Annotated in this window: 20 protein-coding genes; 10 read left to right on the forward strand and 10 right to left on the reverse strand. The window is 74.8% G+C overall.

What is annotated here, in order from left to right; all coding sequences use genetic code 11:
- Positions 1-155 precede the first annotated feature (155 nt).
- The 3 genes from LCD35_RS17370 (at position 156) to purE (ending at position 2835) form a co-directional block, all read left to right on the forward strand.
- Positions 156-953, forward strand: a complete 798-nt coding sequence (locus LCD35_RS17370; RefSeq protein ID WP_224962535.1) for a hypothetical protein — start codon at positions 156-158, stop codon at positions 951-953.
- A gap of 51 nt (positions 954-1004) precedes the next feature.
- Positions 1005-2189 carry a 5-(carboxyamino)imidazole ribonucleotide synthase gene (locus tag LCD35_RS17375; RefSeq protein WP_224962532.1) on the forward strand — a complete coding sequence of 395 codons (1185 nt, stop codon included), beginning with the start codon at positions 1005-1007 and terminating at the stop codon, positions 2187-2189.
- A 133-nt stretch (positions 2190-2322) separates the two neighbouring features.
- Positions 2323-2835, forward strand: a complete 513-nt coding sequence (gene purE / locus LCD35_RS17380; protein ID WP_224962530.1) for a 5-(carboxyamino)imidazole ribonucleotide mutase — start codon at positions 2323-2325, stop codon at positions 2833-2835.
- A gap of 54 nt (positions 2836-2889) precedes the next feature.
- On the opposite strand, the gene LCD35_RS17385 is transcribed toward purE, so the two are convergent.
- The 4 genes from LCD35_RS17385 to LCD35_RS17395 form a co-directional block, all read right to left on the reverse strand.
- On the reverse strand, positions 2890-3153 hold the full coding sequence (locus LCD35_RS17385; protein ID WP_224962528.1) for a lasso peptide biosynthesis PqqD family chaperone: 264 nt from the start codon (positions 3151-3153) through the stop codon (positions 2890-2892).
- Positions 3131-4978, reverse strand: a complete 1848-nt coding sequence (locus tag LCD35_RS17390) for an asparagine synthase-related protein (RefSeq protein WP_224978407.1) — start codon at positions 4976-4978, stop codon at positions 3131-3133. The genes LCD35_RS17385 and LCD35_RS17390 overlap by 23 nt, the downstream gene beginning before the upstream one ends.
- Positions 4975-5103 carry a hypothetical protein gene (locus LCD35_RS30000; RefSeq protein WP_255615122.1) on the reverse strand — a complete coding sequence of 43 codons (129 nt, stop codon included), beginning with the start codon at positions 5101-5103 and terminating at the stop codon, positions 4975-4977. The genes LCD35_RS17390 and LCD35_RS30000 overlap by 4 nt, the downstream gene beginning before the upstream one ends.
- Before the next feature lie 190 nt (positions 5104-5293).
- Entirely contained in the window at positions 5294-6076 is a 783-nt protein-coding gene (locus LCD35_RS17395; protein ID WP_224962524.1) for a thioesterase family protein, read from the reverse strand.
- 192 nt (positions 6077-6268) lie between these two features.
- Between LCD35_RS17395 and LCD35_RS17400 the strand changes: the two genes are divergently transcribed.
- Complete coding sequence (locus LCD35_RS17400; protein WP_224962522.1) at positions 6269-6700, forward strand: DoxX family protein; 432 nt, start codon at positions 6269-6271, stop codon at positions 6698-6700.
- Between the two features lie 206 nt (positions 6701-6906).
- Here LCD35_RS17400 and LCD35_RS17405 read toward each other — a convergent pair whose 3' ends face one another.
- The 3 genes from LCD35_RS17405 to LCD35_RS17415 all read right to left on the reverse strand — a co-directional run bounded on the left by LCD35_RS17405 (position 6907) and on the right by LCD35_RS17415 (position 10562).
- On the reverse strand, positions 6907-7620 hold the full coding sequence (locus LCD35_RS17405) for a TIGR03089 family protein (RefSeq protein WP_224962520.1): 714 nt from the start codon (positions 7618-7620) through the stop codon (positions 6907-6909).
- 171 nt (positions 7621-7791) lie between these two features.
- On the reverse strand, positions 7792-8964 hold the full coding sequence (locus LCD35_RS17410) for an LCP family protein (protein WP_224978490.1): 1173 nt from the start codon (positions 8962-8964) through the stop codon (positions 7792-7794).
- A 146-nt stretch (positions 8965-9110) separates the two neighbouring features.
- On the reverse strand, positions 9111-10562 hold the full coding sequence (locus tag LCD35_RS17415; RefSeq protein WP_225044466.1) for an LCP family protein: 1452 nt from the start codon (positions 10560-10562) through the stop codon (positions 9111-9113).
- Positions 10563-11264: 702 nt separating this feature from the next.
- On the opposite strand from LCD35_RS17415, the gene rfbB reads away from it, so the two are divergent.
- From rfbB to LCD35_RS17450, 6 genes are all read left to right on the forward strand, one after another.
- The gene (rfbB, locus tag LCD35_RS17425) at positions 11265-12254 is read left to right on the forward strand and encodes a dTDP-glucose 4,6-dehydratase (protein WP_224962119.1); all 990 of its coding nucleotides are present in this window, start codon (positions 11265-11267) and stop codon (positions 12252-12254) included.
- A complete protein-coding gene (gene rfbD, locus LCD35_RS17430; protein WP_224962117.1) occupies positions 12251-13201 on the forward strand; it encodes a dTDP-4-dehydrorhamnose reductase in 951 nt (316 codons plus the stop codon). The genes rfbB and rfbD overlap by 4 nt, the downstream gene beginning before the upstream one ends.
- A gap of 423 nt (positions 13202-13624) precedes the next feature.
- A complete protein-coding gene (gene lanKC / locus LCD35_RS17435) occupies positions 13625-16165 on the forward strand; it encodes a class III lanthionine synthetase LanKC (protein WP_224968926.1) in 2541 nt (846 codons plus the stop codon).
- Positions 16166-16288: 123 nt separating this feature from the next.
- Complete coding sequence (locus tag LCD35_RS17440; RefSeq protein ID WP_255615140.1) at positions 16289-16426, forward strand: SapB/AmfS family lanthipeptide; 138 nt, start codon at positions 16289-16291, stop codon at positions 16424-16426.
- A 369-nt stretch (positions 16427-16795) separates the two neighbouring features.
- The gene (locus LCD35_RS17445; protein ID WP_225044467.1) at positions 16796-18451 is read left to right on the forward strand and encodes an ABC transporter ATP-binding protein; all 1656 of its coding nucleotides are present in this window, start codon (positions 16796-16798) and stop codon (positions 18449-18451) included.
- Positions 18445-20163, forward strand: coding sequence for an ABC transporter ATP-binding protein (locus LCD35_RS17450; protein ID WP_225044468.1), 1719 nt, complete (start codon positions 18445-18447; stop codon positions 20161-20163). Before LCD35_RS17445 ends, LCD35_RS17450 begins: the two co-directional genes overlap by 7 nt.
- On the opposite strand, the gene LCD35_RS17455 is transcribed toward LCD35_RS17450, so the two are convergent.
- The 3 genes from LCD35_RS17455 to LCD35_RS17465 all read right to left on the reverse strand — a co-directional run bounded on the left by LCD35_RS17455 (position 20150) and on the right by LCD35_RS17465 (position 23262).
- Entirely contained in the window at positions 20150-20722 is a 573-nt protein-coding gene (locus LCD35_RS17455; protein ID WP_224962107.1) for a sigma-70 family RNA polymerase sigma factor, read from the reverse strand. The two genes, LCD35_RS17450 and LCD35_RS17455, sit on opposite strands and share 14 nt — an antisense overlap.
- 160 nt (positions 20723-20882) lie before the next feature.
- Complete coding sequence (locus LCD35_RS17460) at positions 20883-21743, reverse strand: hypothetical protein (protein ID WP_225044469.1); 861 nt, start codon at positions 21741-21743, stop codon at positions 20883-20885.
- A 547-nt stretch (positions 21744-22290) separates the two neighbouring features.
- Positions 22291-23262, reverse strand: a complete 972-nt coding sequence (locus tag LCD35_RS17465; protein WP_374108096.1) for a glycosyltransferase family 4 protein — start codon at positions 23260-23262, stop codon at positions 22291-22293.
- Positions 23263-23268 lie beyond the last annotated feature (6 nt).

The raw sequence follows: 23268 nt of genomic DNA on the forward strand, positions 1-23268 counted from the left end.
CTTCATGGAACCATCCGCGCGATCGCCCGTCGATCCGCCAACGTGATGCGAATTCGCGTCGAACCTCATTGTGATCGATGACTCCCCGCGCCCTGCACGCAGTCTTCCGTCATGGTCGAACGCGCAGGTCGTCTCCATGGTGAAAGGGGGTCGGGATGAGCAACTGGATTCAGGGGTGCACGGGGATCGACCGGTCGTTGCGGTCGCGGTGGCGCACGGCGAGCCTCGCGGCGGGATGGCCGTTCCCCAGCGATTGGGGGGTGCGCGCCGTCGACGCGGTGTGCCGGGCGGTCGCGAGCGGGGCGGACCTCACCGAACCGCTGGGCAGGCTCGGTGCGGCGCGCGCGGAGGCCGGTGTCGGGCTGGCCGAGGCGCTGCTGGACGTGGCCGCGCTGCACGCCGCGAGCACCGGCACCGGCGACGGGCTGGTCTCGCCGGACCAGGACTCGGTGCCCGCGTGGATGCTGCGGCCCTTGGCGCTCGGCTGGGCCGAGGTGCAGGCCGAGTACACCGTGGGGCGCGAGGTGCAGGACCCGCTCACCGGGCTCACCACCGCCTCCTACCTGCGGACCCGGCTGCACGAGGTGTACCGGAGCGCGCTGGCGGCCGGCCGCACCGCCGACGAGGACCACGCGCTGATCACGGTGTCGCTGGACATCCCGCCGGACACCGGCGGATATCCGATGATGATGGCGATGGTGCTGGCCGCGGACGTGCTGCGGGACGTGTTCGACGCGGGCGAGACGGTGTCTCTGCTGCGGCCGGACACCGCCGCGGTGCTCGCCGCCCGCCGGCCCTGCCTGGAGGAGCGGTGCGAGCGGGTGCGGATGCTGGTGCGGCGCAGCATCGCCGGTGATCCGGCGCTGCACCCGGTGGGGCCGGTGCGGGTCCGGCGGGAACAGCTGCCGGGCGACCCCGCCGCGGCCTGCGCCATGCTCGGCGCGGTGGACTGACCGTTCCCGGTGGTCCGGGTGCCGGAGGGCGGGCAGTAGGCTCTCCTGCTCGTGGACCACCGCACTCGCACTCCCGTCGTAGGCATGATCGGTGGTGGGCAGCTCGCACGGATGACCCACCAGGCCGCGATCCCGCTGGGCCAGTCCCTCAAGGTGCTGGCCGTCTCGCCGCAGGACCCGGCGGCGCTGGTCGCGCCGGACGTGCAGCTCGGCGAGCACACCGACCTCGACGCGCTGCGCACCTTCGCGGAAGGCTGCGACGCGGTCACCTTCGACCACGAGCACGTGCCCGGCGAGCACCTGCGCGAACTCGTCGCCGCCGGGGTCGCCGTGCACCCCGGGCCGGACGCGTTGCTGCACGCCCAGGACAAGCTGGTGATGCGCCGCGAGCTCGCCGGGCTCGGCTTGCCGGTACCGCCGTACGCCGAGGTCACCGAGGTCGCGCAGGCGCTGGAGTTCGGCGCCGAGCACGGCTGGCCGTGCGTGCTCAAGACCGCCCGCGGCGGCTACGACGGCCGGGGCGTGTGGACGCTGAACACCCCGGAGAGCGCCGAGCGCGTCGTCGGCGAACTCCTCGACGGCGGGGCGCCGCTGCTCGTCGAGCAGCGGGTGCCGCTGCGCCGCGAGCTCGCCGCGCTCGTCGCGCGCTCCCCGTTCGGGCAAGGCGCCGCCTGGCCGCTGGTGGAGACCGTGCAGCAGGACGGCATCTGCGTGCAGGTGCTCGCCCCCGCCCCGGACGCCTCGGAGGACCTGCGGAACGAGGCGCAGAACCTGGCGCTGCACATCGCCGAGGCCCTCGGCGTCGTCGGCGTGCTCGCGGTGGAGCTGTTCGAGACCGACGACGGGCTCGTGATCAACGAGCTGGCGATGCGGCCGCACAACTCCGGGCACTTCAGCATCGAAGGCGCCCGCACCTCGCAGTTCGAGCAGCACCTGCGCGCCGTGCTGGACTACCCGCTGGGCAGCACCGAGCTCACCGCGCCCGCCGTGGTGATGGCGAACGTGCTCGGCGCGCCCACCGAACCGGCGATGGGCGTGGACGAGCGGACGCACCACCTGTTCGCCCGGTTCCCGCACGCCAAGGTGCACCTCTACGGCAAGGCCGAGCGGCCCGGGCGCAAGGTCGGCCACGTCACCGTCCTCGGCGACGACATGGCCGCCACCCGCCGCGAGGCGGAACTGGCCGCGCACTTCCTCTCCACCGGGGAATGGGCCGACGGCCACCCGATCCACTGACACCCGCCTCGGCGAGCACCGGGGGTGCGGGGCGGCTGCCCCGCGGACGTGATGGGCTGGACGGCGGGCGGTCGCTCGCCGCGACGACGAGCAGGAGCACCGGGCGCGGGCGCCCGGCGGGGAGGAACCGGAGATGGCGCAGGAACGGCCGCTGGTCGGCGTGGTCATGGGCAGCGACTCGGACTGGCCGGTGATGGAGGCCGCGGGGCAGGCCCTCGCCGAGTTCGACGTGCCGTTCGAGGCCGGCGTGTACTCGGCGCACCGCACCCCGCAGCGGATGCTGGACTACGCCCGCGACGCCGCCGACCGCGGCCTGCGCGTGATCATCGCCGGCGCCGGGGGAGCGGCGCACCTGCCGGGCATGGTGGCGTCCGCGACCGTGCTGCCGGTGATCGGCGTGCCGGTGCCGCTCAAGCACCTGGACGGCATGGACTCGCTGCTGTCGATCGTGCAGATGCCCGCCGGGGTGCCGGTGGCGACCGTCTCGGTCGGCGGGGCGCGCAACGCGGGACTGCTGGCGGTGCGCACCCTCGCCGCGGACTCCGGTGAGCTGGGCACCCGGTTGCGCGCGGCGATGGCGCGCTTCCAGGAAGGCCTGGAGAGCATGGTCCACGACAAGCACGAGGCGCTGCAGGCGCGCCTCTGACGGACCCGGGCGGCGGGACGTCGCCGCCCGCCGCCGCGGTGCCGCCCGGCGGACTCACCTGGTGGATTCCAGCAGGGCCGCGCCGCGGAGGCGTTCGACGATGGTGGCGACGTCGTGGCGGGCCACCTCCGCCGGGATGCGGTGGCGGTCGGCGAGCTCGCCCGCGATGCGGTCCGCGTCCTGCCCGATCAGCAGGCCGCGCAGCACCTGGGTGCCGGTGCGGTTGAGCAGCCAGCGCCGCCCGGTGCGCTCGTCGCGCAGCACCGTCCCGTCGCCGAGGTCGGTGGGGTCGACGTCAGGACGCAGTCGCAGGTGCATCGGTCCTCCCGGTGGAGCCCTGGGTGACGCCGCGCAGCCACGCCTCGCACCCCAGCAGGTGTTCCAGCGCGACCAGGGTGCGCGGTTCGACGTGCGGCGCGAGCAGGTGCTTGCGCAGCACGCCGGTGTCGACCAGTCCGTGCGCGGCGAGCTCCGAGTCGGTGAACAGCGCCAGGACGGCGCCGCGGTGGCGGCGGAACCCGATGTGCACGTCCGCCCCGACCCCGGCGTCCGGTCGGGGAGCGGGGACGGGCCGCTGCAGCACCGCGTCCGGTGCGGTGCCGCGGGCGGCTTCGGCCAGCAGCGGCTTGTACCGCCAGGGTGACGCCCGTTCAGCCGGGCGTACCGCGATCGCCGCTTCCACCACCCGGTCGTCGTAGTAGGGCAGTTCCAGCCGCACCCCGGCCGCCGCGTACCGCCGGACCAGCCGCCGGTACCCGGGTGCCGCGGTGCGCAGCGCGGTGAGCAGCTGGTGCCTGCCGCGGTCGGTCGCGAGCGGTTCGGCCTCGGTGGCCGCGGTGCGCAGCTCGGCGCGGGCGGCGGCCACCGCGTCGGCGCTCGCCCACGGCGCCGCGCGCAGCGGGGCGGGACCCCAGTCCAGCGCGGCGTGGTGCCGCGGCCCGTTCGGCGCGGTGAGCCGGTCGGACTGCTCCCGCCACCAGTGCGCCACGTCGTGCGCGGCCAGCAGCGCCGCCATCGTCGGCAGCAGCGGCCAGCGGTGCAGCGACCGGTATCCGCGCAGTTGCCGGATCGCTTTCACCGGGCGTTGCCGCAGCAGCGAATGCAGATGTCCGGGCGGGCCGCCGAAGATTTCATCGCCGCCGAATCCGGCGAGCTGCCGCTGCACGCCGTGCTCGGCGAGCAGTTCCGCGCACCGGCCCGTCGCGGCGAGTTCCCGGAAAAGCGGAATGGGTTCTTCGTGGTCGGTGAGCGCTCCTGGATCCTCGAATGCGGAGGGGATTTCTCGCGGATCCAGCACGAGGTGCGTGCCGTCCGGCAATTGCCGCGCGCATTCGGCGGCGAACCGGTTCTCTCCGTTCTCGCGGTCGTTTTCCCGGCGGTTCAGCGTGACGAGCTCGGGTTCGTGCCGCGCGGTGAGGAAGCACAGCGCGGTGGAATCCATCCCGCCCGAGAGGTCGGCGCCGGTGCGCCCGGTCCCGGACCGGATCGCGGTGTCGAGCGCCTCCCGGGTGGCGCGGGCGCCGCGGCGCAGCGCCACGTCCGGTTCCGGCGGCCGCCACCACCGCACCTCCCGGGCCCGCTCGGCGGCGAGCCGCAGGTACGAGTCGGGGGGCAGCGCCCGCACCCCGGACCACGCGGTGCGCCGGTCCAGCGGCGGCCCGGTCGGTCCGACCGCCACCCGCAGCGCCAGCGCCTGCTCGTCGATGCCCGCGCCGGCCAGCTCGGCGAGCAGGTCGGCGCGATCACCGGCGATCGGGACGCCACCGATCCGGGTGTGGAACACCTGCCGCAGCCCGGAGATCCCGCCCTGCACCCGGACCTCGCCGCGCACCGAGGCGGCCAGGTGCACTCCGCCGGGCAGCCGGTGCAGCACCGCGTCCAGGTCGGCGACCGAGCGCAGCCCGTGCACGATCGACGCGAGCCGGGTCGCGTCGATCGGGCAGGACCCCAGCAGCGCCACCCGGACCGGCCCGAGCGCGACCGGGACGAGGTCGTCGGTGCGGAAGCGGCCGACCAGCCAGGGGTTCCCGGAATCGTGGCGGAGCACGATCCGCCCCTGCGCCGGGAATCGGTCGACGACGTTCTTCAATCCCGGCACGTCGGGCAGTACGACCCAACCGGAGTGGTGCTGGAGCATGCTCATTCCGTTCTCGGATCGGTGCGCGTCGCGGGGTAGGAGGAAAATGGTGCGGTGACCGGCTCGGGTAATTCCACGATTTCCACGAGCGTGGGAGTTTCGTAGCCGTCGGCAGCGGTCTGCTCGTCCATGAATGCCTCCGCAGTGGTGTGCAGGCACGGATTCATGCCGACGATCACACTGCTAGGAGCCCGGGTGGGGCACAATGCCTCCCGGGTGATGATGACCCCATTCGGTGAAGAAAGTACTAGTCACGTAACAATGCCCCGCGCGAAATGCGTCGGGACCATCTCCGCGATGTCGCGGCCGGGCCGCGCGGTCTCAGCCCAGGCGGTGCGCCAGCACCGCTTCGTGGGCCGTCCCGACCGGTCCGCGCTCGTCGAAGAGCCGGGCGCGGGTGACGCCGACGCCGGTGGGTTCGACGTCGCGCGCCATCTCCATCCCGAGCCATTCGCCGGCGGGTTCCCGGTGCAGGTACAGCGTGATGTCGCTGTTGATCCACGGGCCGAACAGCGAGCCGACGGGACTGCCCGCGCTGATGCAGTCGACGAGGACGGCGACCTGGCTCAGCCTGCTGGTCGGTTCGTCGGGCAGCAGCGGCAGCGGCAGCCGCATCCACGCCTGGGTGGGGCCGCCGGCGAGCTGGTCGCGGACCCAGCGGACCTGGACCACGTCGTGCACTCCCCAGCGCAGCCCGAGTTCGGCGGGCAGCAGCGAGGAGTCCGGCAGGCCCTGCGGTCCGGGGAACGGGGTGGGTTCGGGTGCGTGGTCGCCGTCGACCCCGCTGCGGCGCAGCACCTGGGCGGTGGCGCGGGTGACCTCGGTGCCGTCCTGGGCGAGGGTGACCTCGAACACGCGCAGCCGCTTGCCGGCCCGGACGGTGCGGGTGGTGGCGGTGATCCCGGTGCGGGGGACGGGGCGGTGCAGGTCGACGGTGAGCCGGGCGACGAACAGGTCGGGTTCGTCGAGGGCCTGCTCGACGGAGCGGGCGACGAGTCCGGCGACTGGGCCGCCACCGGTGAGCTCGCCCCACGGGTTGCCCGCGGCTTCGGTGGGCACGAACAGGTCGCCTTCGCGGCGGAACAGGCTCTCGTCTCGGCGCATGCCCGGATGCTACTCAGCAGTATCTTACTTTGGGTAGATCTGACGGCTGGGTCGTCCGGGCGCGTTCGGGTTCGGTCGTCCGGCGCAGCGGGGGTGCGGGTTCCGTGACCAGTTTCCCATTCGGCCTTTTATTTGAAACTTCATGTATATGCTGGGCGGTCGGAACCCCCGTGCCCCCCGAAAGGTGAGCTGATGCAGCACCGTCTCCGCGACGTCACGATCCTGCTGGCCAGGTTGGTCGTCGGCGTGACCTTCGTCTTGCACGCCTACCAGAAGTTCGTGCTCAACGGCATCTCCGGCGTCGGCGCCGGATTCGAGCAGATGGGCATCCCGATGCCCGTCGTCGCCGCAGGGTTCACCGCCACCGTCGAACTGCTCGGCGGACTCGCGCTCATCCTCGGCGTGCTGATGCCCGTGGCGGGCGTGCTGCTCGCCGCCGTGATGCTCGGCGCGCTCGTCACCGCGCACGCGAGCGCCGGCTTCTTCGCCACCGACGGCGGCTTCGAATACGTGCTGGTGCTCGCCGCGACGAGCCTCGCGCTCGGCTTCAGCGGGCCCAAGTACACCGTGCAGGCGCTGTTCACCGGCGGCGCGCAGGCCGAACGCGCCAAGGTCGACGCCTGACCCAGGTGCCGGGCGCGAGGCGGCCGCCGACCGAGGCGCCGCCGCGCGCGAGCACGGAGCCGCGCGGGCCCGACGCCCGGCCCGCGCGGCCGGTGGCTCCGGCGGGGGAGGCCGGACGGTTCGTGCTCCGCGACCCGGCACGCCGGGCGGCACCGCTCGGTGGTGGCGCCGCCCGGGGCGGTCGCGGGGCGCGGATCCGGCGGCGATCAGCCGTCGAGCTCGACGGTCACCTTCTCGTCCGCGCGGCGCCGCTGCGCCTTCGCCGGATCCGGATTGCTCACCTGCACCAGGGAACCCTGCGCCGACAGCACCGACAGCAGGCCGTCCAGCACGCCCTGCGGCAACGTCCAGTTCCGCGCGGACAGCACCCGCGCCCCGCGGTCCACGCCCTGCTCGGCGGCGCGCCGCGACGCCAGCCCCAGCACCTCGTCCACGCTGAACTCCAGCAGCGCGGGAGCACTGCCCGGCACCGGGTCGCGCGGGGCGAAGTCGTCCCCGTGCACCCGCACGTCCGAGGCGTAGTCCACGACCTCCGCGGGCAGCCCGCGCACCGGCCCGCCCATCGCGTCCAAGCCGACCGCGGCCACCACGTGCGCCCCCGCGCCCGCCTCCAGCACCGAACCCGGCACGAACGCCACCTCGGCGCCCTTCGGATCGGCGACCACGTGCGCTCCGCACCACCACGCGCCCAGCAGCACGCCCAGCGTCTGCCAGTGCGCGGGCAGCGCGACCGCCACCGGGGCGCCCGGCTCCACGTCGAGCTCGTCCACCAGCCAGTTCGCCGTCTTCGCCGCCCAGTTCGCGGTGGTGGCCCTGGACAGCTCGACCCGCGCGCCGGTCGCGTCGTCGTAGTGCGTGATCAACGGCCGCGGTGATCCGGCGGCCACCATCGGGGCCAGCAGCGCCTGCGTGATGCTCATGCGGGGACCCTAGTGGTTCTGCTGCTGAGCACGAGGGTGGTCCGGTCGCGGGTGTGGTCGCTGCTCATCGGCTTCGCCGCTGACGGGAAAGAGCCGCGGCCCGCCGGGGCGGTTCGACGGCGAGCGGTGCGGGTGTCCGGTGCAGCGCGGGAGCGGCCCGTGCGGTCGGGTTCAGTTGATGCAGGGGATGCCCGTGGAGCTGATCGCGGGTGCGGGCGGGCTCTGCCGCCGCGCCGAACCGTCCAGGTCCAGCGCCGGGCCCGCGCCGAAACCGGCGGTGGGCACCAGGCCGGCGACGAACCCGCGCACCTGCGCCGGATCCACCGTCACCACGCTCTGCCCGTGCTCGTCGCGGTCGCCGACCGAACGCACCGGCAGCGTCACGAACCGGACGCTGCCCGAGGCGAGGCCCTGCATCCGCGCCGCGAACTCGGTGACGTCCCAGCTCTGGTCCAGCACCACCGAGCGCCGCGCCGCCTCCTGCAGCTCGGCGAGCTTCGCCGGGTTCGTGAGCGTCCCGGTGGACAGCAGCTTGTCCGTCACCGCGGCCAGGAACGCCTGCTGGCGCACGATCCGGTCCAGGTCGCCGCGCGGCAGCCCGTGCCGCTGGCGGACGAACGCCAGCGCGTCGCCACCGGAGATGGTCTGGCGCCCTGCCGCGAAGTCCGCGCCCGAGTTTTTGTCGCTGGTGGCGTGCCGCAGGCACACCTCGACCCCGCCGAGCGCGTCGGTCACCTCGTAGAAGCCCAGCAGGTTCACCTCGGCGTAGCGGTCCACCCGGACGCCCGCGAGGCCCTGCACGCTCTGCACCAGCGCGCGCTGCCCGGCCAGCTGCGCGCGCCGCTCGGCGGCGGCGCCGGAAGCGGGGTCCTGCCGGGACGCGGCCGCCTTCGCCAGCCCGTACACCGCGTTGATCTTCTGGGTGCCGCCGCCGGGCACCGGCACCGAGGTGTCCCTGGGCAGCGACACCGCCGTCGGCTGCGAGCCGTCGTGCGGGATCCGCAGCAGGATCAGGGTGTCGGTGTTGAGCCCGCTGGTGCTCTCGGTGCGCAGCTCGCGCAGCACGCTCAGCGGCAGCGGATCGCCCTGCGCGTCGGTGCGGCTGTCGTTGCCGACCAGCAGCACGTCGGTGGCGGCGTCGTCGGCCGGCGGCGCGTCGGGGGTCTCGGTGAGCACCTCGGAGCCGCCGACCTCGTCGCTGAGCCGGTCCAGCGCGGTCCACCCGGCCGCGACGACCGCGAGCACGCAGGCCGACAGCAGCGCGATCACCGCCCGGCCGAAGATCCGCAGCACGCGGCCCCCGCGCCTCCCCGGCGTCCCGGGGGCGTCCTCGTCGACGGCCACGGTCCCTCCCCGATGCGGCGGCCTCCCCGGCGGAGCCGCCCCGACAGCGGCCCGATTCCCGGAGTTGATCCACTGTAACCGGATCGCCCCGCCGAGCGGGCCCGTTCGGGCCGCGCGGCGGGGCGATCAGCGGGGTCGTGCCGGGATCAGTTCACGCAGGGGACCCCGCCCGCGTTGATCGGGCCGTCCGGCCCGTTCGGGTTCTGCTGCGCGGGCAGCGGCCTGGCCTGCCTGCCGCCGTCGAGCCGGATCTGCTTGCGACCGGCGAAGTTCTGCGTGCCGGGGCCCGCGTAGTCCGCGCCCAGGTACACCTCCACCGCGCCCGCGCCGAGGTTGCTGCTCTCCTTCAGCGGCAGCCCGCCGAGGCTCTCGGCGACCTGCTGCGCGGCGGCCTCGTCCCCGGGCGCGTGGTAGACCAGCGAGGTCGGCATCGAGTCCGCGTTGGAACTGCCGCCCTGGCTGAAGCCCTCCTGGCTGAGGCTGCTGAGCACGTCGGCGGCCAGGCCGGTCTTGCCGGAGGCGTTGAAGACGCTGACCGTGGTGCCGCTGCGCTGCTCCTCGGCGGCCTTCGCCTCCTGCTCCTTGGCCGCGCGTTCCGCGGGCGGCAGCAGCAGGTTGTCCATGAACTGCTTGACCTCGCGCGGGTTCGCCTCGACGTCCTCGGCACCGGATTCGCCGACCAGCTCGATCGGGATGGTCTGGAAGTCGATGTCGCCACCGGCGATGCCGGACATCTGCTGGGCGAAGTCGACCACGTCCCAGCCCTGGTCCAGCACCACGGACTTCTCCAGCGCCTGCATCAGATCGCCGAGCTTGCTCGGGTTGCTCAGGGTGCCGGTGGAGAGCATCTTGCCCGCCAGTCCGGACATGAACACCTGCTGGCGCACCACCCGGTCCAGGTCGCCGCGCGGCAGCCCGTGCCGCTGGCGCACGAACGCCAGCGCGTCCGCGCCGGAGATCGTCTGCGGGCCCGCCTTGAACACCGCGCCGGAGTAGGAGCTGTCGTCGACGTCGTCGAGCAGGCACACGTCCACGCCGCCGACGGCGGTGGTGATGTCGTGGAATCCCAGCAGGTTGACCTCGGCGTAGTGGTCGATGCTGGCGCCGGAGAGCTCTTCGATCGTTTTGATCAGGAATTTCTGGCCTTCGGCCTTGGATTGCAGTTCCAGCTGCTTGGGGTCGGTGACGCCGTCCTGTTCGAGGCGGTGGCGGGCTTCGCTCTTGGCGCGGCCGAGGGCGGAGTTGAGCTTCTGCTCGCCGTAGCCGTTGCCGAGCTGGACCATGGTGTCGCGGGGGAAGGACACGGCGCTGGCGCGTTGTCCGCCGTTGGGGATGCGCACCAGGATCATCGTGTCGGTGAGGTCGCCGCCCTCGTCGTCGGTGGTGCGCAGTTCCTTGAGCACCTCTTCGGGCAGCGGGTTGCCGTCGGCGTCGGTGCGGCTGTCGTTGCCGACCAGCAGCACGTCGGTGGCGCCGTCCGGCGAGTTCAGGCCGCTGCCGATGACATCGCTGCCGGAGAGCCCGTTGTTCAGGTTCCGCAGCGTTCCCCACGCGTAGCCGGTGGTCCCGAGCACCAGCACCGACAGCAGGGCCGCCACGGTGCGGCCGATGTGGGAGCCGGTGCGCCGCGCCGGGCGTGCGTGCTCGTCGGGCGGGGGTGGCGCGGGCGGTGCCGCCGGGTTACGGGGTCCATCGCCCGCGGGCCGCCGAGCCGGTCGCGCGGGCCGGTCGGGCGGGGTGCGTTCGGGCTTGGGGCGATCGGCCGGGGCGGGACGGCGGGCTTCGCCGCCGACGGGCCGTCCGGCCGGTGCGCCGCCGGGGCGGGGCCTGCCGGGGACACCGCCTGCCGGGCCGCCCTTCGGCCCGCGCGGGGGGACGGGCCTGCCCGGCTGCCCCGGTGGGCCACCTGGCCGTCGCGACCGGTCGTCCACGCCGAATCCTCCTCAGGGCCTGCCTTGCGAGCGTTACACCTCGCCGGGGTGATCCTCGGCGGGGTCACCGTGCAGGCTAACGGTGATCTGCCGCTGGGGTTGCGCGCGGGCGGGACGATCGGTGTCACTCGAACGATGGACAGGTTCGATCACGCCGAGCGCTGCCCGATCTCATTCTCCGCAACGGTCCACGAGCCCCCGCGGGTGCCTCCCGGCGCTCGGGTAGACGCCGGGAAACCCCCCACAACCCGCTGCGCACGAGATCCCGCCGGTACCGTGATCCGGCCGGCCGCGCGCGTGGCAGACTGCGGGCGAAGCCAGCCCGGACCGGGCCACCACCCGGCCCGGCCGCTCTTTCGGGAAGGTGCCATGCGAGTTCTGATCACCGGCGGTGCCGGTTTCATCGGGTCGCACTACGTGCGGCGATCGCTCGGCGGCGACCACCCGGAGTTCGCCGACGCCGAAGTGGTGGTGCTGGACAAGCTCACCTACGCGGGAAACCGGGAGAACCTGCGCCCCGTCGCGGACGACCCGCGGCTGCGCTTCGTGCAGGGCGACATCTGCGATGCCGAGCTGGTCGGCGAGCTGATGCGCGGGGTGGACCTGGTGGTGCACTTCGCCGCCGAGTCCCACGTGGACAGATCGATCCTCGGCGCCTCCGACTTCGTGCGCACCAACGTCCTCGGCACCGACGTGATGCTGCAGGCCGCGCTCGCCGCCGAGGTCGGCAAGTTCGTGCACGTCTCCACCGACGAGGTGTACGGCTCCATCGACGAGGGCTCCTGGCCCGAAGGGGATCCGCTGGAGCCGAACTCGCCGTACTCCGCGGCGAAGGCCGGTTCCGACCTGCTGGCCCGCGCCTACTTCCGCACCCACGGCCTGCCGGTCTGCGTGACCCGCTGCTCCAACAACTACGGGCCGTACCAGTTCCCGGAGAAGATGCTGCCGCTGTTCATCACGAACCTGCTGGACGGTCGGCAGGTGCCGCTCTACGGCGACGGCGGCAACGTGCGGGACTGGCTGCACGTGACCGACCACTGCCGCGGGATCGAGCTCGTCGCCGGGGCCGGGCGGCCGGGTGAGGTGTACAACATCGGCGGCGGCACCGAGCTGACCAACCGGCAGCTCACCGACCGGCTGCTCGCCGAACTCGGCGCCGACGAGTCGGCGGTGCGCCACGTCGAGGACCGCAAGGGCCACGACCGCCGCTACTCGGTGGACCACGCGAAGATCAGCACCGAGCTGGGCTACCGGCCCGTCGTCGACTTCGGCGAGGGCCTCGCGGACACCATCCGCTGGTACCGGGAGAACCGCGCCTGGTGGGAACCGCTGAAGCAGGCGGCGACGATCAGCCGATGACGGAACGGGAAGCGGGCCCGATCACCGGGCTGGACGAGATCGCGCTGCTGGTGCCGGGCGGCCGCGGCCAGCTGGGCCGCGAACTGCACCGCCGGGCGCAGGGCCGCCTCGGCCTGGTGCACGCGCCCGGTTCCGGCGAGCTCGACGTCCGCGACGAGCAGGACGTCACCGACGCGGTGGACTCGTTCGCCGAGACCGCGCGGGACAACAACCTCCGGCCCGTCGTCGTCAACGCCGCCGCGCACACCGCGGTGGACGCCGCCGAAGGCGAGCCGGAACGGGCCGCGGCGATCAACGAGGCGGGTGCCGCGGCGTTGGCCCGCGCCTGCGCGGTGCGCCGGGTGCCGCTGGTGCACCTGTCCACCGACTACGTCTTCGACGGCACCGCCGACGTGCCCTACGAGCCGTCCGACGAGACCGGCCCGCGCACCGCGTACGGGCGCACGAAGCTCGCCGGGGAGCGCGCGGTCCTCGCCGCCGCCGACCGGGCCTGGGTGGTGCGCACCTCCTGGGTGTACGGCGCCGGGGGCGGGAACTTCGTCAAGACGATGGTGCGGCTCGCCGGCGAGCGGGAGCAGGTGACGGTGGTCGACGACCAGGTCGGCGGCCCCACCTGGACCGGCGACCTGGCGGCCGGGCTGCTGGAGCTGGCCGGGCTGCTGGTCGAACGCCGCGATCCGGCTGACCGGGTGCTGCACTGCACGAACTCCGGGCGGGCCAGCTGGTACGAGTTCGCCCGCGCCGTGTTCGCCGAGATCGGCGCCGACCCGGACCGGGTGCTGCCGTGCGCCACCGCCGACTTCCCGCGTCCCGCGCCGCGGCCCGCTTACTCGGTGCTCTCGCCGCGCGCCTGGAACGCGGCCGGGCTGAGCCCGCTGCGGGACTGGCGTTCGGCGCTGGCGGCGGCGTTCGAGGTGGACGGCGCGGCCCTGCGCGGCGAGGGCTGAGGAGGCCGCCGCTCCCGGTTCCGGCGCGTTCGCGGGGAGGGCCGGGACGGCCGCCGCTCCCGGTTCCGGGGCGTTCGCGGACGGCTGCCCGCGGCCCGCATTCATTGCGCGCGCATTCTTCGAGCCGTTCCGCTGTTCCTGCATTCGATTCGAGCCGCGCGGTTTCCGTTGAACCATTTCCGCTGCCAGCGCCGGTGTTACAGGCGAATGGGTGATCGTTGCTCCGGATCGGTGCGCGAACGACTGCGGTACCTGGTGGTAACGAGACCGAAGTAGTCACTCTTCGAGCCTAGTGCGATCACTTGTTCGGCGGGTTGGCAGCCGGTTCCGGGCATGAGGAAATTTCACCGCGGCCGGCGAACTGTCGGACCGACTGGGATGTCGCGGAAATCACGTGATCTGCGCTCGGGGGAAAGGTGTGCCATGGACTTCCGGTACGAAGCATTCTGCTTCGCCGATCCGCTGTTCTTCGACGAGCAGAACGGCGCTTCCGGTGGTCCCGGCGAATACGCGCGGCTGCTCGAACTCCCGGAAGTCCCGAGCTGGTCGGACGCGACCGCCGGCGGCTGGCGGATGCTGCGCCCGCGCGGCGTGGACCTGCCCTCCCAGGGGTGGAAGGTGCACGTCTCGGCCACCCTGCACAACGCGGAACGGGTGCTGCGCACCGTCGGCGGGTACTGCCTGCGCAACCGGATCGCGTTCAAGCACCTGGCCGGGCGCGACGTGCTCCTCGCGCGGAACTCCAAATACGCGTCGCGTTCGTCGAGCGGGAAGTTCATGACGCTCTACCCGGTGGACGAGAACCACCTCGAACGCATTCTCCTCGAACTGTCCGCACCGCTGCGCGGCGAATCCGGGCCGTACGTGCTGAGCGATCTCCGCTGCGGTTCCGGTCCGTTGTACGTGCGCTACGGCGGATTCGAGCAGCGGTGGGTGGAAGTCGGCGGAACCCGGGTGCTCGCCGTAGAACGGCCCGACGGAGCGCTCGTTCCCGATGCGCGCGGACCGGGATTCTCGGTGCCCGGCTGGGTGCGGCTGCCCGCATTCCTCGAACCGCACCTGGCCGCCCGCCGGGACCCGGGGACGACCCGGTTCCCGTACCGGGTGACGTCCTCGATGCACTTCTCCAACGGCGGCGGCGTGTACCGCGCCACCCGGGAATCCGACGGCGTCGAAGTGGTGCTCAAGGAAGCCCGCCCGCACGCCGGGCTGGACCGCGACGGCACCGACGCCGAGGTGCGGCTGCGCCGGGAGCACCAGGTGCTGCGGCACCTCGACGGCGTCCCCGGCGTGCCCGCGGTGCACGAGCTGTGCACCGCCTGGGAGCACACGTTCCTCGTCGTCGAACCGGTCCCGGGCCGCAACCTCGGCGCCTGGCTGGCCCGCAACTACCCGCTCACCCGCGGCGGCACCACCGCCGAGGAGCTCACCGCCTACGCCGACCGCGCGCTCGCGCTGCTCGACCGGGTGCGGGAGCTGATCGACCGGGTGCACGCCCGCGGCGTCGTCTTCGGCGACCTGCACCCGCTCAACGTGCTGGTGGACGAGGACGACTCGGTGGCGCTCGTCGACTTCGAGATGGCCGCGCTGGACGTGGACGCCCCGCGGCCCGCGCTCGGCGCGCCCGGATTCCGCGCCCCGCCCGGCAGCAGCGGCACCGAGGTCGACGGGCACGCGTTGGCCGCGCTCGCGCTGTGGATGTTCCTGCCGTTGAACGCGCTGCTGGAACTGGCGCCCGGCAAGCTCGACGCGCTCGTCGACGTGGCGCGCCGCCGCTTCCGGTTGCCCGCCGAGTACGGCGGTGCGCTGCGCGAACGGCTGCTGCCCGCGGGCACCGCGCCCGCCACCACCGAACTGGACCAGCCCGCGCCGGACTGGGGGATCGTCCGCAAAGGACTCGCCGAGGGCGTGCTCGGCAGCGCCACCCCGGCACGCGCGGACCGGCTGTTCCCCGGCGACATCGAGCAGTTCCGGGTCGGCGGCACCGGCATCGCCCACGGCGCCGCCGGCGTGCTGCTCGCGCTGGACGTCGCCGGTGCCGGGCGTTACCCGGAGCACGAGCGGTGGCTGCTCGACGCGGTGCGCCGCACCCCGCCGCAGCGGCCCGGGCTGCTCGACGGCGCGCACGGCACCGCGCACGTGCTCGACCACCTCGGGCACCGCGAAGCCGCGCGGGAACTCGTGGCGGCCGCCGCCGGGCTCGCCGCGCAGACCACCGGGCACGGCTACGGGGCGGGCCGGGCCGGCATCGCGCTGAACCTGCTGCACCTGGCGCACCGCTGGGACGACGGGGAACCGCTGAACCGCGCGCTGAACCTCGCCGACCGGCTCGCCGCGGAGCTGCCCGCCGCCGCGCCGCCCGGCGACGTGGGCCGGGCCGGGCTGCTCGACGGCTGGTCCGGGCCCGCGCTGCTGTTCGCGCACCTGCACGACGCCACCGGGGAACGCGCCTGGCTGGAGCTGGCCGACCGGGCGCTGCTGCGGGACCTCGACGAATGCGCCCGCACCGACGGCGGCGGCCTCCAGGTGCGCGACGGCACCGCCCGCACCCTGCCGTACCTGGGGGTCGGCAGCGCGGGCATCGCGCTCGTCGCCGAAGAGCTCGCGCTGCGCCACCCCGGCGCGGAATGCCTGCGGTGGCAACCGGACCTGCTGGCCGCCTGCCTCGGCGAGTTCGTCATCCACCCCGGACTGCTGCACGGCCGCTGCGGGCTGCTCGCCGCGCTGGCCGCCGCGGACCGGCGGCGGCCCGAACCGGAGCGGACCGCGGCCATCGGCACCCACCTGGCCGCGCTGGGCTGGCACGCCCTGCCCTTCGGGGACGGCGGCATCGCGATGCCCGGCAACCAGCTGCTGCGGCTGTCCACCGACGTCGCCACCGGCGGCGCGGGCGTGCTCGCCACCGTCGCCGCCGTGCTCGACGGGCACGGCCGGGTGCTGCCGTTCTTCGGCACCGCGCCGTGAGCTCCGCGCCCCCGCACGGCGCCGTGAGCGCCGCGCACCTGCCGGGCGACCGGTGGCACCACGAACTCCGGGCGGGATCCCGCCCGGTCAACGAAGGAAACGACGGAAGGAACGACCGTGGAGATGGTCCTGCAGCTCCAGGAGCTCGAAGCCCGGAACGAGACCTCGTTCGGCGGCGGCGGTGGCGGCGACAACGGCAGCAACCTGAGCCTGCTCGCGTCCTGTGCGAACAGCACGGTGAGCCTGCTCACCTGCCACTGATCGCCGCGTCGCCCGCCTCGTGCCGCGCGGGGGTCAGGTGGCGGAGCTCCGACGACCCGCTCATCGCGCTCGAACCGGTGCGGCGCACCCACCTCCGGCGGCCCACCCGCCGGACGGCGGGGCCGCCCCCGGGAGCGGGACGTCGAGGAACCGCGACGGTGCCGGTCGCGACCGGTGGGCACCGGTCGGCGCGAACGCCGGCCGAGCGGCGGCACCACGCGGAGCACGATCCCGAGGCGGACGACGGCTGAAGTGCGGCCCCGGCACCCACGCGGTGCCGGGGCCGTCCCGTGCCGCGGGCCGTCCGCGGCAGGTCGCGCGCGACGGCGGCGGAGGGCACGAGGGCCGAGGAGCGGAGGAGGACGCCGGATGGTGGACCACGAACGGGTGTTGGCGCCCGCGGTGCGCGCGCAGCGGTGGCCGGTGTTGCTGCTGGTGCTGATCGCGCTGGCGACGACCGGCTGCGCCCTGCTGCTGCCCGCGGCGCTCGCGCGGACCGTCGACGCCGCCGTCTCCGGCAGCGGTGCCGTCGCCCCGCTGCTGGCGCTGCTGTTGCTCGGCTGCGGCGGGATCGCCGCGCAGGTGCTGGCGGTGCTGCTGTCGGCGCGGATCACCGCCGCCACCACGGCCCGGTTGCGGGCCGACCTCGCCGAGCGGCTGGTGCTGCTCGGCCACCGCGGCCCGTTCGCCGCCGGGGACGCGGTCAGCAGGCTCACCGGGGACTGCGCGGGCGCGGGCGGGATCACCGCGACGCTGGTGGAGATCGCGACCGCGGTGCTGCTGTCGGTGGGCGCGCTCGGCGCGCTGCTGCGGCTGGACCTGCGGGTGGCGCTGGTGTTCGTGGTGCTGCTGCCGCTCGCGGTGCTGCTGGCCCGGTCGCACCTGCGCAGCACGGCTGCGGACCTGCTCGGCTACCAGCAGGCGTCCGGCGAGCTCGGCGCCCGGCTGCTGGACGCGGTCACCGGGCTGCGCACCATCGCCGCCGCCGGGGTCGCCGAACAGGAGGCGCGGCGGGTGCTGCGGCCGCTGGACCGGCTCGGCGCGGCGGGCGCGGGCACCTGGCGCACCCAGTCCCGGTTGATGTGGCGGGCCGGGTTGCTGGTGCCGCTGGTGCAGATCGCGGTGCTGTGCGCGGCCGGGCTCGGGCTGTTCGCGGGCAGGCTCACCGTCGGCGAGGTGCTGGGCGCCCTCGGCTACGCCACCGCCGGGATGGGCGTCGTCCGGCAGTCGGCGCTGTTCACCGCGCTGTCCCGCGCCCGGTCCTGCGCGCAGCGGCTCGCCGAGGTGCACCGGGTCGCGCCGGAACCGGCCGGTTCCCGGGTGCTGCCGCCGGGGCCGGGGGAGCTGCGGGTCCGCGGCGCCGTGGTGCGCGGGGTGCTCGACGGGATCGACCTGGTGGTGCCTGCGGGCACGATCGTCGCCGTCGTCGGACGTTCCGGGGCGGGCAAGTCCACGCTGGCCGAGGTGCTCGCCGGGCTGCGCCCGCCCGACCGCGGGCAGGTGCTGCTCGACGGGGTGCCGACGGCGGAGCTCGATCCGGCGGCGGCGCACGTGGGCGTCGCCTTCGCCCGGCCGGTGCTGCTGGGCACCACCGTGGCGACCGCCGTGTCCTACGGGGCGGTCGAAGCCGACGTGGCCGCCGCCTGCCGCGCCGCCCAGGTGCACGACCTGGTGACCCGGCTGCCCGACGGCTACCTCACCCCGCTCGCCGAGGTCCCGCTCTCCGGCGGGGAGGCGCAGCGGCTCGGGCTGGCCCGCGCGCTCGCCAGGACGCCGCGGCTGCTGGTGCTCGACGACGCCACCGCCAGCCTGGACGTGATCACCGAGGACCGGGTGGAGCGCGCCATCACCACCGCGCTGCCCGGCCGGACCCGCGTCGTGATCACCCACCGCGCGGGCACCGCCGGCCGCGCCGACCTCGTGGTGTGGCTCGACGAGGGCCGGATCCGGCGCGCCGCCCCGCACGCGGAGCTGTGGGCCGACCCGGACTACCGCGCCCTGTTCACCGAGGAGGCGCCGTGCTGATCGGCGACTACCGGCGCGCCCTGACCGGGCACCGGCGCGGCTGGGCGGCGCTGCTGGCCTGCTCCGCGCTGGAGGCCGCGCCCGCGCTGCTGTCCGGGACGTTCGTGCGCAACGCCGTCGACGACGGGTTCGCCGCGGGCCGGTTCGACGTCGGCGCGGCCTGGCTGCTCGCGTTCGCCGCCGCCGCGGTGGTCGGCGCCGCCGGGGTCCGGTTCGTGTGGCGGCGCATCGGAGCCATCGTGGAGCCGCTGCGCGACGCGCTGGTGCGGCGGGTCGTGCGGGACGTGCTCGCCGACACCGCCCCGCCGCGCGGCGGACCGGACGCGGCGGGCGTCGCCCGGATCACCCAGCACGTGGAGGTGGTGCGGGACGCGACGGCGGGACTGCTCGTGCAGGCCAGGGGACTGCTGGTGTCGGTCGCCGCCGCGCTGGCCGGGGTGGCCGCGCTGGACCCGCTGCTGCTGTGGCCGGTGGCGCCGCCGGTGCTGCTGGCGGTGGCGCTGTTCGGCTGCTCGCTGCCCGCGCTCGCCCGCCGCCAGCGCGGCCTCGCCCTCGCCGACGAGCGGACCGCGACCCGGGCCGGGGCGGTGCTCACCGGGCTGCGGGACGTGGCGGCCTGCGGCGCGCAGCGGCAGGCGATCGCGGCGGTGCGCGACGCGGTGGACGCGCAGGCCGCGACCGCGGTCCGGATGTCCACCGCCGCCGCGCTGCGCACCCTGATCATCGGCGGGGGCGGGTTGCTGCCGGTGCTGCTGGTGCTGGCGATCGCGCCGTGGGCCGTCGGGAGCGGGCGGCTCACCGCGGGCGCGGTGCTCGGCGCGCTCGTGTACGTCACCGGCACCGTGCAACCGGCGCTGCACGGGCTGGCCGCCACCACCGGATCGGTGCTGCTGCGGCTGCTGGTGGCGCTGAACCGGCTCGCCGAGATCGGCCACGCGGCGCCCGCGGACCGGCCGCGCGGCGTCCCGGCCGGGCCGCGGGTGCGGGCCCACGGGCTCACCCACCGGTGGGGCGAGCACGCCGAACCGGTGCTGTCCGAATTGGACCTGGACCTGGACCCCGGCGAGCACCTCGCCGTCGTCGGACCCAGCGGCATCGGCAAGTCCACCTTCGCCGGGCTGCTCACCGGCACCCTCGCGCCCACCGGCGGCTCGGTGCGCGTCGGGGGAGTCGTGGTCACCGAGCTGGATCCGGCGGTGCGGCACCGGCTCATCGCGTTCACCCCGCAGGAGGCGTACCTGTTCGCCGGGACGGTGCGGGAGAACGTGGCGCTGCTGGCGGCCGGGAGCACCGACGCGCACCTGCTGGCCGCGGCCGCCGACGTCGGCGCCGCCGAGCTGGTGGCCCGGCTGGGCGGGCTGGACGGCGAGGTGCGCCACGGCGGCGCGGACCTGTCGGCGGGCCAGCGGCAACTGCTGGCGCTGGCCCGGGTGCACGCGAGCGCGGCGCCGATCGTGGTGCTCGACGAAGCCACCTCGCACCTGGACGGGCCCGCGGAGGCCCGTGCCGAACGCGCCTTCGCCGCGCGCGGCGGCGTGCTGGTGGTGATCGCGCACCGGCTCGGCTCGGCGCGGCGCGCGAACCGGGTGCTGCTGCTCGACGGGACCGGCGCGCAGCTCGGCACGCCCGCGGAACTGCCCGCCCGCTCCGCGACCTACGCGGAACTGGTGCGCGCCTGGGACGACGCGCCGCCCGGGCTCAGCGGGCGGTGAGCAGGCAGTCCCGCAGCCGGATCAGCCCGTCCCGCAGCCGCGTCTTCACCGTCGCCGCCGGGGCGGCCAGCCGGCGCGCGGCCTCCCGATGGTCGAGCCCGCAGTAGTAGGTCAGCGCCACCGCCTCCCGCTGCAACGCGGTCAACCCGGCCAGGCAGCTGCGCACCTCGCAGTGCTCGCTGCGGATCAGCACCGCCTCCACCACCGAGTCGTGCGCGATCCGGTGCGAGCGCGCCGCGAACCGCGCGTCCCGCGCCCGCGCCGACCGCACCGAGCGCAACCGGTCCACGGCCCGCCGGTGCGCCACGGTGAGCACCCAGCCGATCGCGCCGCCCCGCTCCGGCCGGTACCGGGCGGCGGTGCGCCACACCTCGACCAGCGCCTCCTGGGTGACCTCCTCGGCGTGCGCGTCGTCGTCGAGCACGTCGCGGGCCGCCGCGTGCACGAGCACCACGACCCGGTCGTAGAGCAGCTCGAACGCGCGCGGATCGCCCGCGGCCACCCGGAGCAGCAGTGCCTCAGGCCCGTCCCGCGCCCCTGCGCCCTGGGGCTGCCGCATCCGATCTCCCGTCCCGTCGTCCGCCCGTGCTCCCGGTGTTCGGTGCCGACCGGGGCGGCGACGGGCCGAATCGGCGATCCGGCCAGGAACGGCGCGAATCGGGCGCCCGCGAAGAAGGCCACCGAGCAGTGCCCGGTGGCCTTCGTCCCGCGCGGACCGATCAGATGCCGAGGCCGCCGGTCAGGTCCTCGACCGTGCCCTCGACGCCACCGACGGGGCCGTCGGCGCCGGTCAGCGGGGCCGTCAGGTCCGCCATCGGGGCGACGCCGCCGACCACGTCGTCGACCGGCAGCTCGCCGGTGACGTCCTGCACCGAACCCATGACGCCGCCGCCGTCGACGCCGCCGAGGTCGAGTCCGCCGGTCAGGTCCCCGGCACCGGTGAGGTCCGAGATCCCGCCGGTCAGGTCGCCGCCCTGGACACCGCCGACGGTGTCCTCCAGGCCGCCGACCACGTCGGTGACGCCGTTGCCCGCGACGTTGCCCGCGTTCAGGTCGCCGGTCAGGTCGCTGATGTCACCGGTGTTGATGTCGCCGACCAGGCCGACGTCGTTGCCGTTGCCGACCGGCGCGCCCAGCTGGTTGTCCGAGCCGGTGCTGTCCTCGCTGCGGGACGTCTCGGTGCTGTTGCCGCTGTTCTCGGTGGACTGCTCGTCGGTGGTGCGCGCCGTCGGCGACAGCAGGCCTTCGACGTCGCCGAGCGCGGTGAAGATCTCCGGGGTGGCCATCGTGCTCTCCAATTCATCGGGACCGTTCGGGAGGAACGGCATCAGGGCGTCCGCGGGCACGCCGTCGCCGTCGGCGGCGAGCACCACCAGCCCCGGGGGCAGGGCTCGGGTGAACTCGTCGACGACCTCGACCGGTGCGAGGTCGAGGGCCAGCGAAGCGGCGTGCACCACGTCCGCGTTGCTCAGCTCGGGCAGGCCCGCCTGGTCCAGGAATGCGCGCGGCTCGGCGGCGAACTCGGCGCGCGATTCCGCGCCCGCCACCACTCGCCGCAGGATTTCGTACACCGTCTCCACGGTCCGCACGCTCCGTTCCCAGGAATGCTGCACGAGCGGGTCGGAACGGTTGTGGCGAAGTCATCGGTACCCGCCGCACAGCCAGGTCCGAGTCGGCCAAGACTCGGATTTCGGGGACCGATCGCACCGCGACCCTCGCGCCGCCGACCCGTTCCGCCCGTGGTCACCACGCTAGGAGGGCGGTGAGCGGCGGGACATGGGGGTGATCCCCCTGTGCTTTTCCCCTATTAGGGGATCAGGCGCGAACGGGTTCTCCGGCGGCAGATCAGGAGTCCGTCCCGAAATCGATTGGTCGATTCCCAGTGGGATTCGACACCGTTTCTCGGCGTGCTCTCATATCGATCGGGAAAAACATCGACCGGCGACCGATCGATCGGGATCGTGGCAACGAAAGGAATGCGGAACGGTGCGCGGTGCGGCTCCGGCACGGTCGCACGGATCGCGGGCGCCGCGGTCACGGTCCGGGAATGGGCGGGTACCGAGTGCGCATCGACGAGGTCACGGCGTGGCGACCCGGGACTCGGCGGACTCGGCGGGCGCCGGCCCGTCAGCTCGCCGCGCGGGCGTAGGCGTGCAGCGTCGCCGCCGCGCAGCCGCGCCAGGTGAACCGCGCCGCGTGCGCCCGCCGCGCCGCCACCGCCGCCGGATCGGGCGCCGCCGCCGCGGCCCGCTGCAACGCCGCGCGCAGCGCCGCCGCGTCGCCGTGCGGGACGAACTCGGCCAGTCCGCCGGTGACCTCCCGCAGCACCGGCAGGTCCGAGCAGATCACCGGCACCCCGCAGGCCAGCGCCTCCAGCGCGGGCAGCCCGAAGCCCTCGTCCCGCGACGGCAGCACCAACGCCCGGGCCCCGGCCACCACGCTGCGCAGCTCCGGCTCCGGCAGGTACCCGGTGCGCAGCACCTTGCCCGTCTGCCGCGCCTCGCCCGGACCGGCCAGCACCAGCGGCGGCAGGTCCCGGTCGTGGGCGCGCAGCAACACCTCGACGCCCTTGCGCGGGCCTTCGGCGCCGACGAACGCGAAGTACTCGTCCGGCAGGCCCAGCCGGTGCAGCTCGGCCCCCGGCGGCACCGCATCGAACCACTCCGGGTCCACCCCCAGCGGCGTGACCACCACGTCCTGGCGGGGCAGGCCGAACCGCTCCGCGACCGAGTCGGCGACCGCCGCGCTCGGCGTGCACACCACCGCCGCCCGCCGCACCGAGGAGCGCACCAGGTCGGCGAAACCCGGCTCCGCCTCGGCGGGCTCGTCCAGGAAGGCCAGGTCGTGCACCGTCACCACACCGCCCGCGCGCACCGCGGGCGGCAGCGCGAAGTTGGTGCCGTGCACCACGTCCACCGTTCCCGCCAGCAGCTCCACCGGCGGGAACGGCGCCCGGGTCCACAACGCCCGCACCGCCCGCGCGGGCCCCCCCCCCCCCGGGGCCCCCCCCCCCCGCGGGGCCCCCCCCCGCCCCGCGCCCCCCCCCCCCGCCCGGCACCCCCCCGCCCCCGCGGCCCCCACGGACCAACCGCCCCGCACCCCCCG

Source organism: Saccharopolyspora sp. 6V, from assembly GCF_020176785.1.
GTDB lineage: Bacteria > Actinomycetota > Actinomycetes > Mycobacteriales > Pseudonocardiaceae > Saccharopolyspora_C > Saccharopolyspora_C gregorii.

Coding starts and splice junctions, on each gene's coding strand:
- LCD35_RS17405 (WP_224962520.1), bottom strand. CDS start 7,620: ATGAGCATCACGCAGGCGCTGCTGGCCCCGATGGTGGCCGCCGGATCA.
- LCD35_RS17395 (WP_224962524.1), bottom strand. CDS start 6,076: ATGCGCCGAGACGAGAGCCTGTTCCGCCGCGAAGGCGACCTGTTCGTG.
- rfbD (WP_224962117.1), top strand. CDS start 12,251: ATGACGGAACGGGAAGCGGGCCCGATCACCGGGCTGGACGAGATCGCG.
- LCD35_RS30000 (WP_255615122.1), bottom strand. CDS start 5,103: ATGGACGAGCAGACCGCTGCCGACGGCTACGAAACTCCCACGCTCGTG.
- LCD35_RS17440 (WP_255615140.1), top strand. CDS start 16,289: ATGGTCCTGCAGCTCCAGGAGCTCGAAGCCCGGAACGAGACCTCGTTC.
- LCD35_RS17445 (WP_225044467.1), top strand. CDS start 16,796: ATGGTGGACCACGAACGGGTGTTGGCGCCCGCGGTGCGCGCGCAGCGG.
- LCD35_RS17400 (WP_224962522.1), top strand. CDS start 6,269: ATGCAGCACCGTCTCCGCGACGTCACGATCCTGCTGGCCAGGTTGGTC.
- LCD35_RS17390 (WP_224978407.1), bottom strand. CDS start 4,978: ATGAGCATGCTCCAGCACCACTCCGGTTGGGTCGTACTGCCCGACGTG.
- LCD35_RS17455 (WP_224962107.1), bottom strand. CDS start 20,722: ATGCGGCAGCCCCAGGGCGCAGGGGCGCGGGACGGGCCTGAGGCACTG.
- lanKC (WP_224968926.1), top strand. CDS start 13,625: ATGGACTTCCGGTACGAAGCATTCTGCTTCGCCGATCCGCTGTTCTTC.
- LCD35_RS17385 (WP_224962528.1), bottom strand. CDS start 3,153: ATGCACCTGCGACTGCGTCCTGACGTCGACCCCACCGACCTCGGCGAC.
- purE (WP_224962530.1), top strand. CDS start 2,323: ATGGCGCAGGAACGGCCGCTGGTCGGCGTGGTCATGGGCAGCGACTCG.
- rfbB (WP_224962119.1), top strand. CDS start 11,265: ATGCGAGTTCTGATCACCGGCGGTGCCGGTTTCATCGGGTCGCACTAC.
- LCD35_RS17370 (WP_224962535.1), top strand. CDS start 156: ATGAGCAACTGGATTCAGGGGTGCACGGGGATCGACCGGTCGTTGCGG.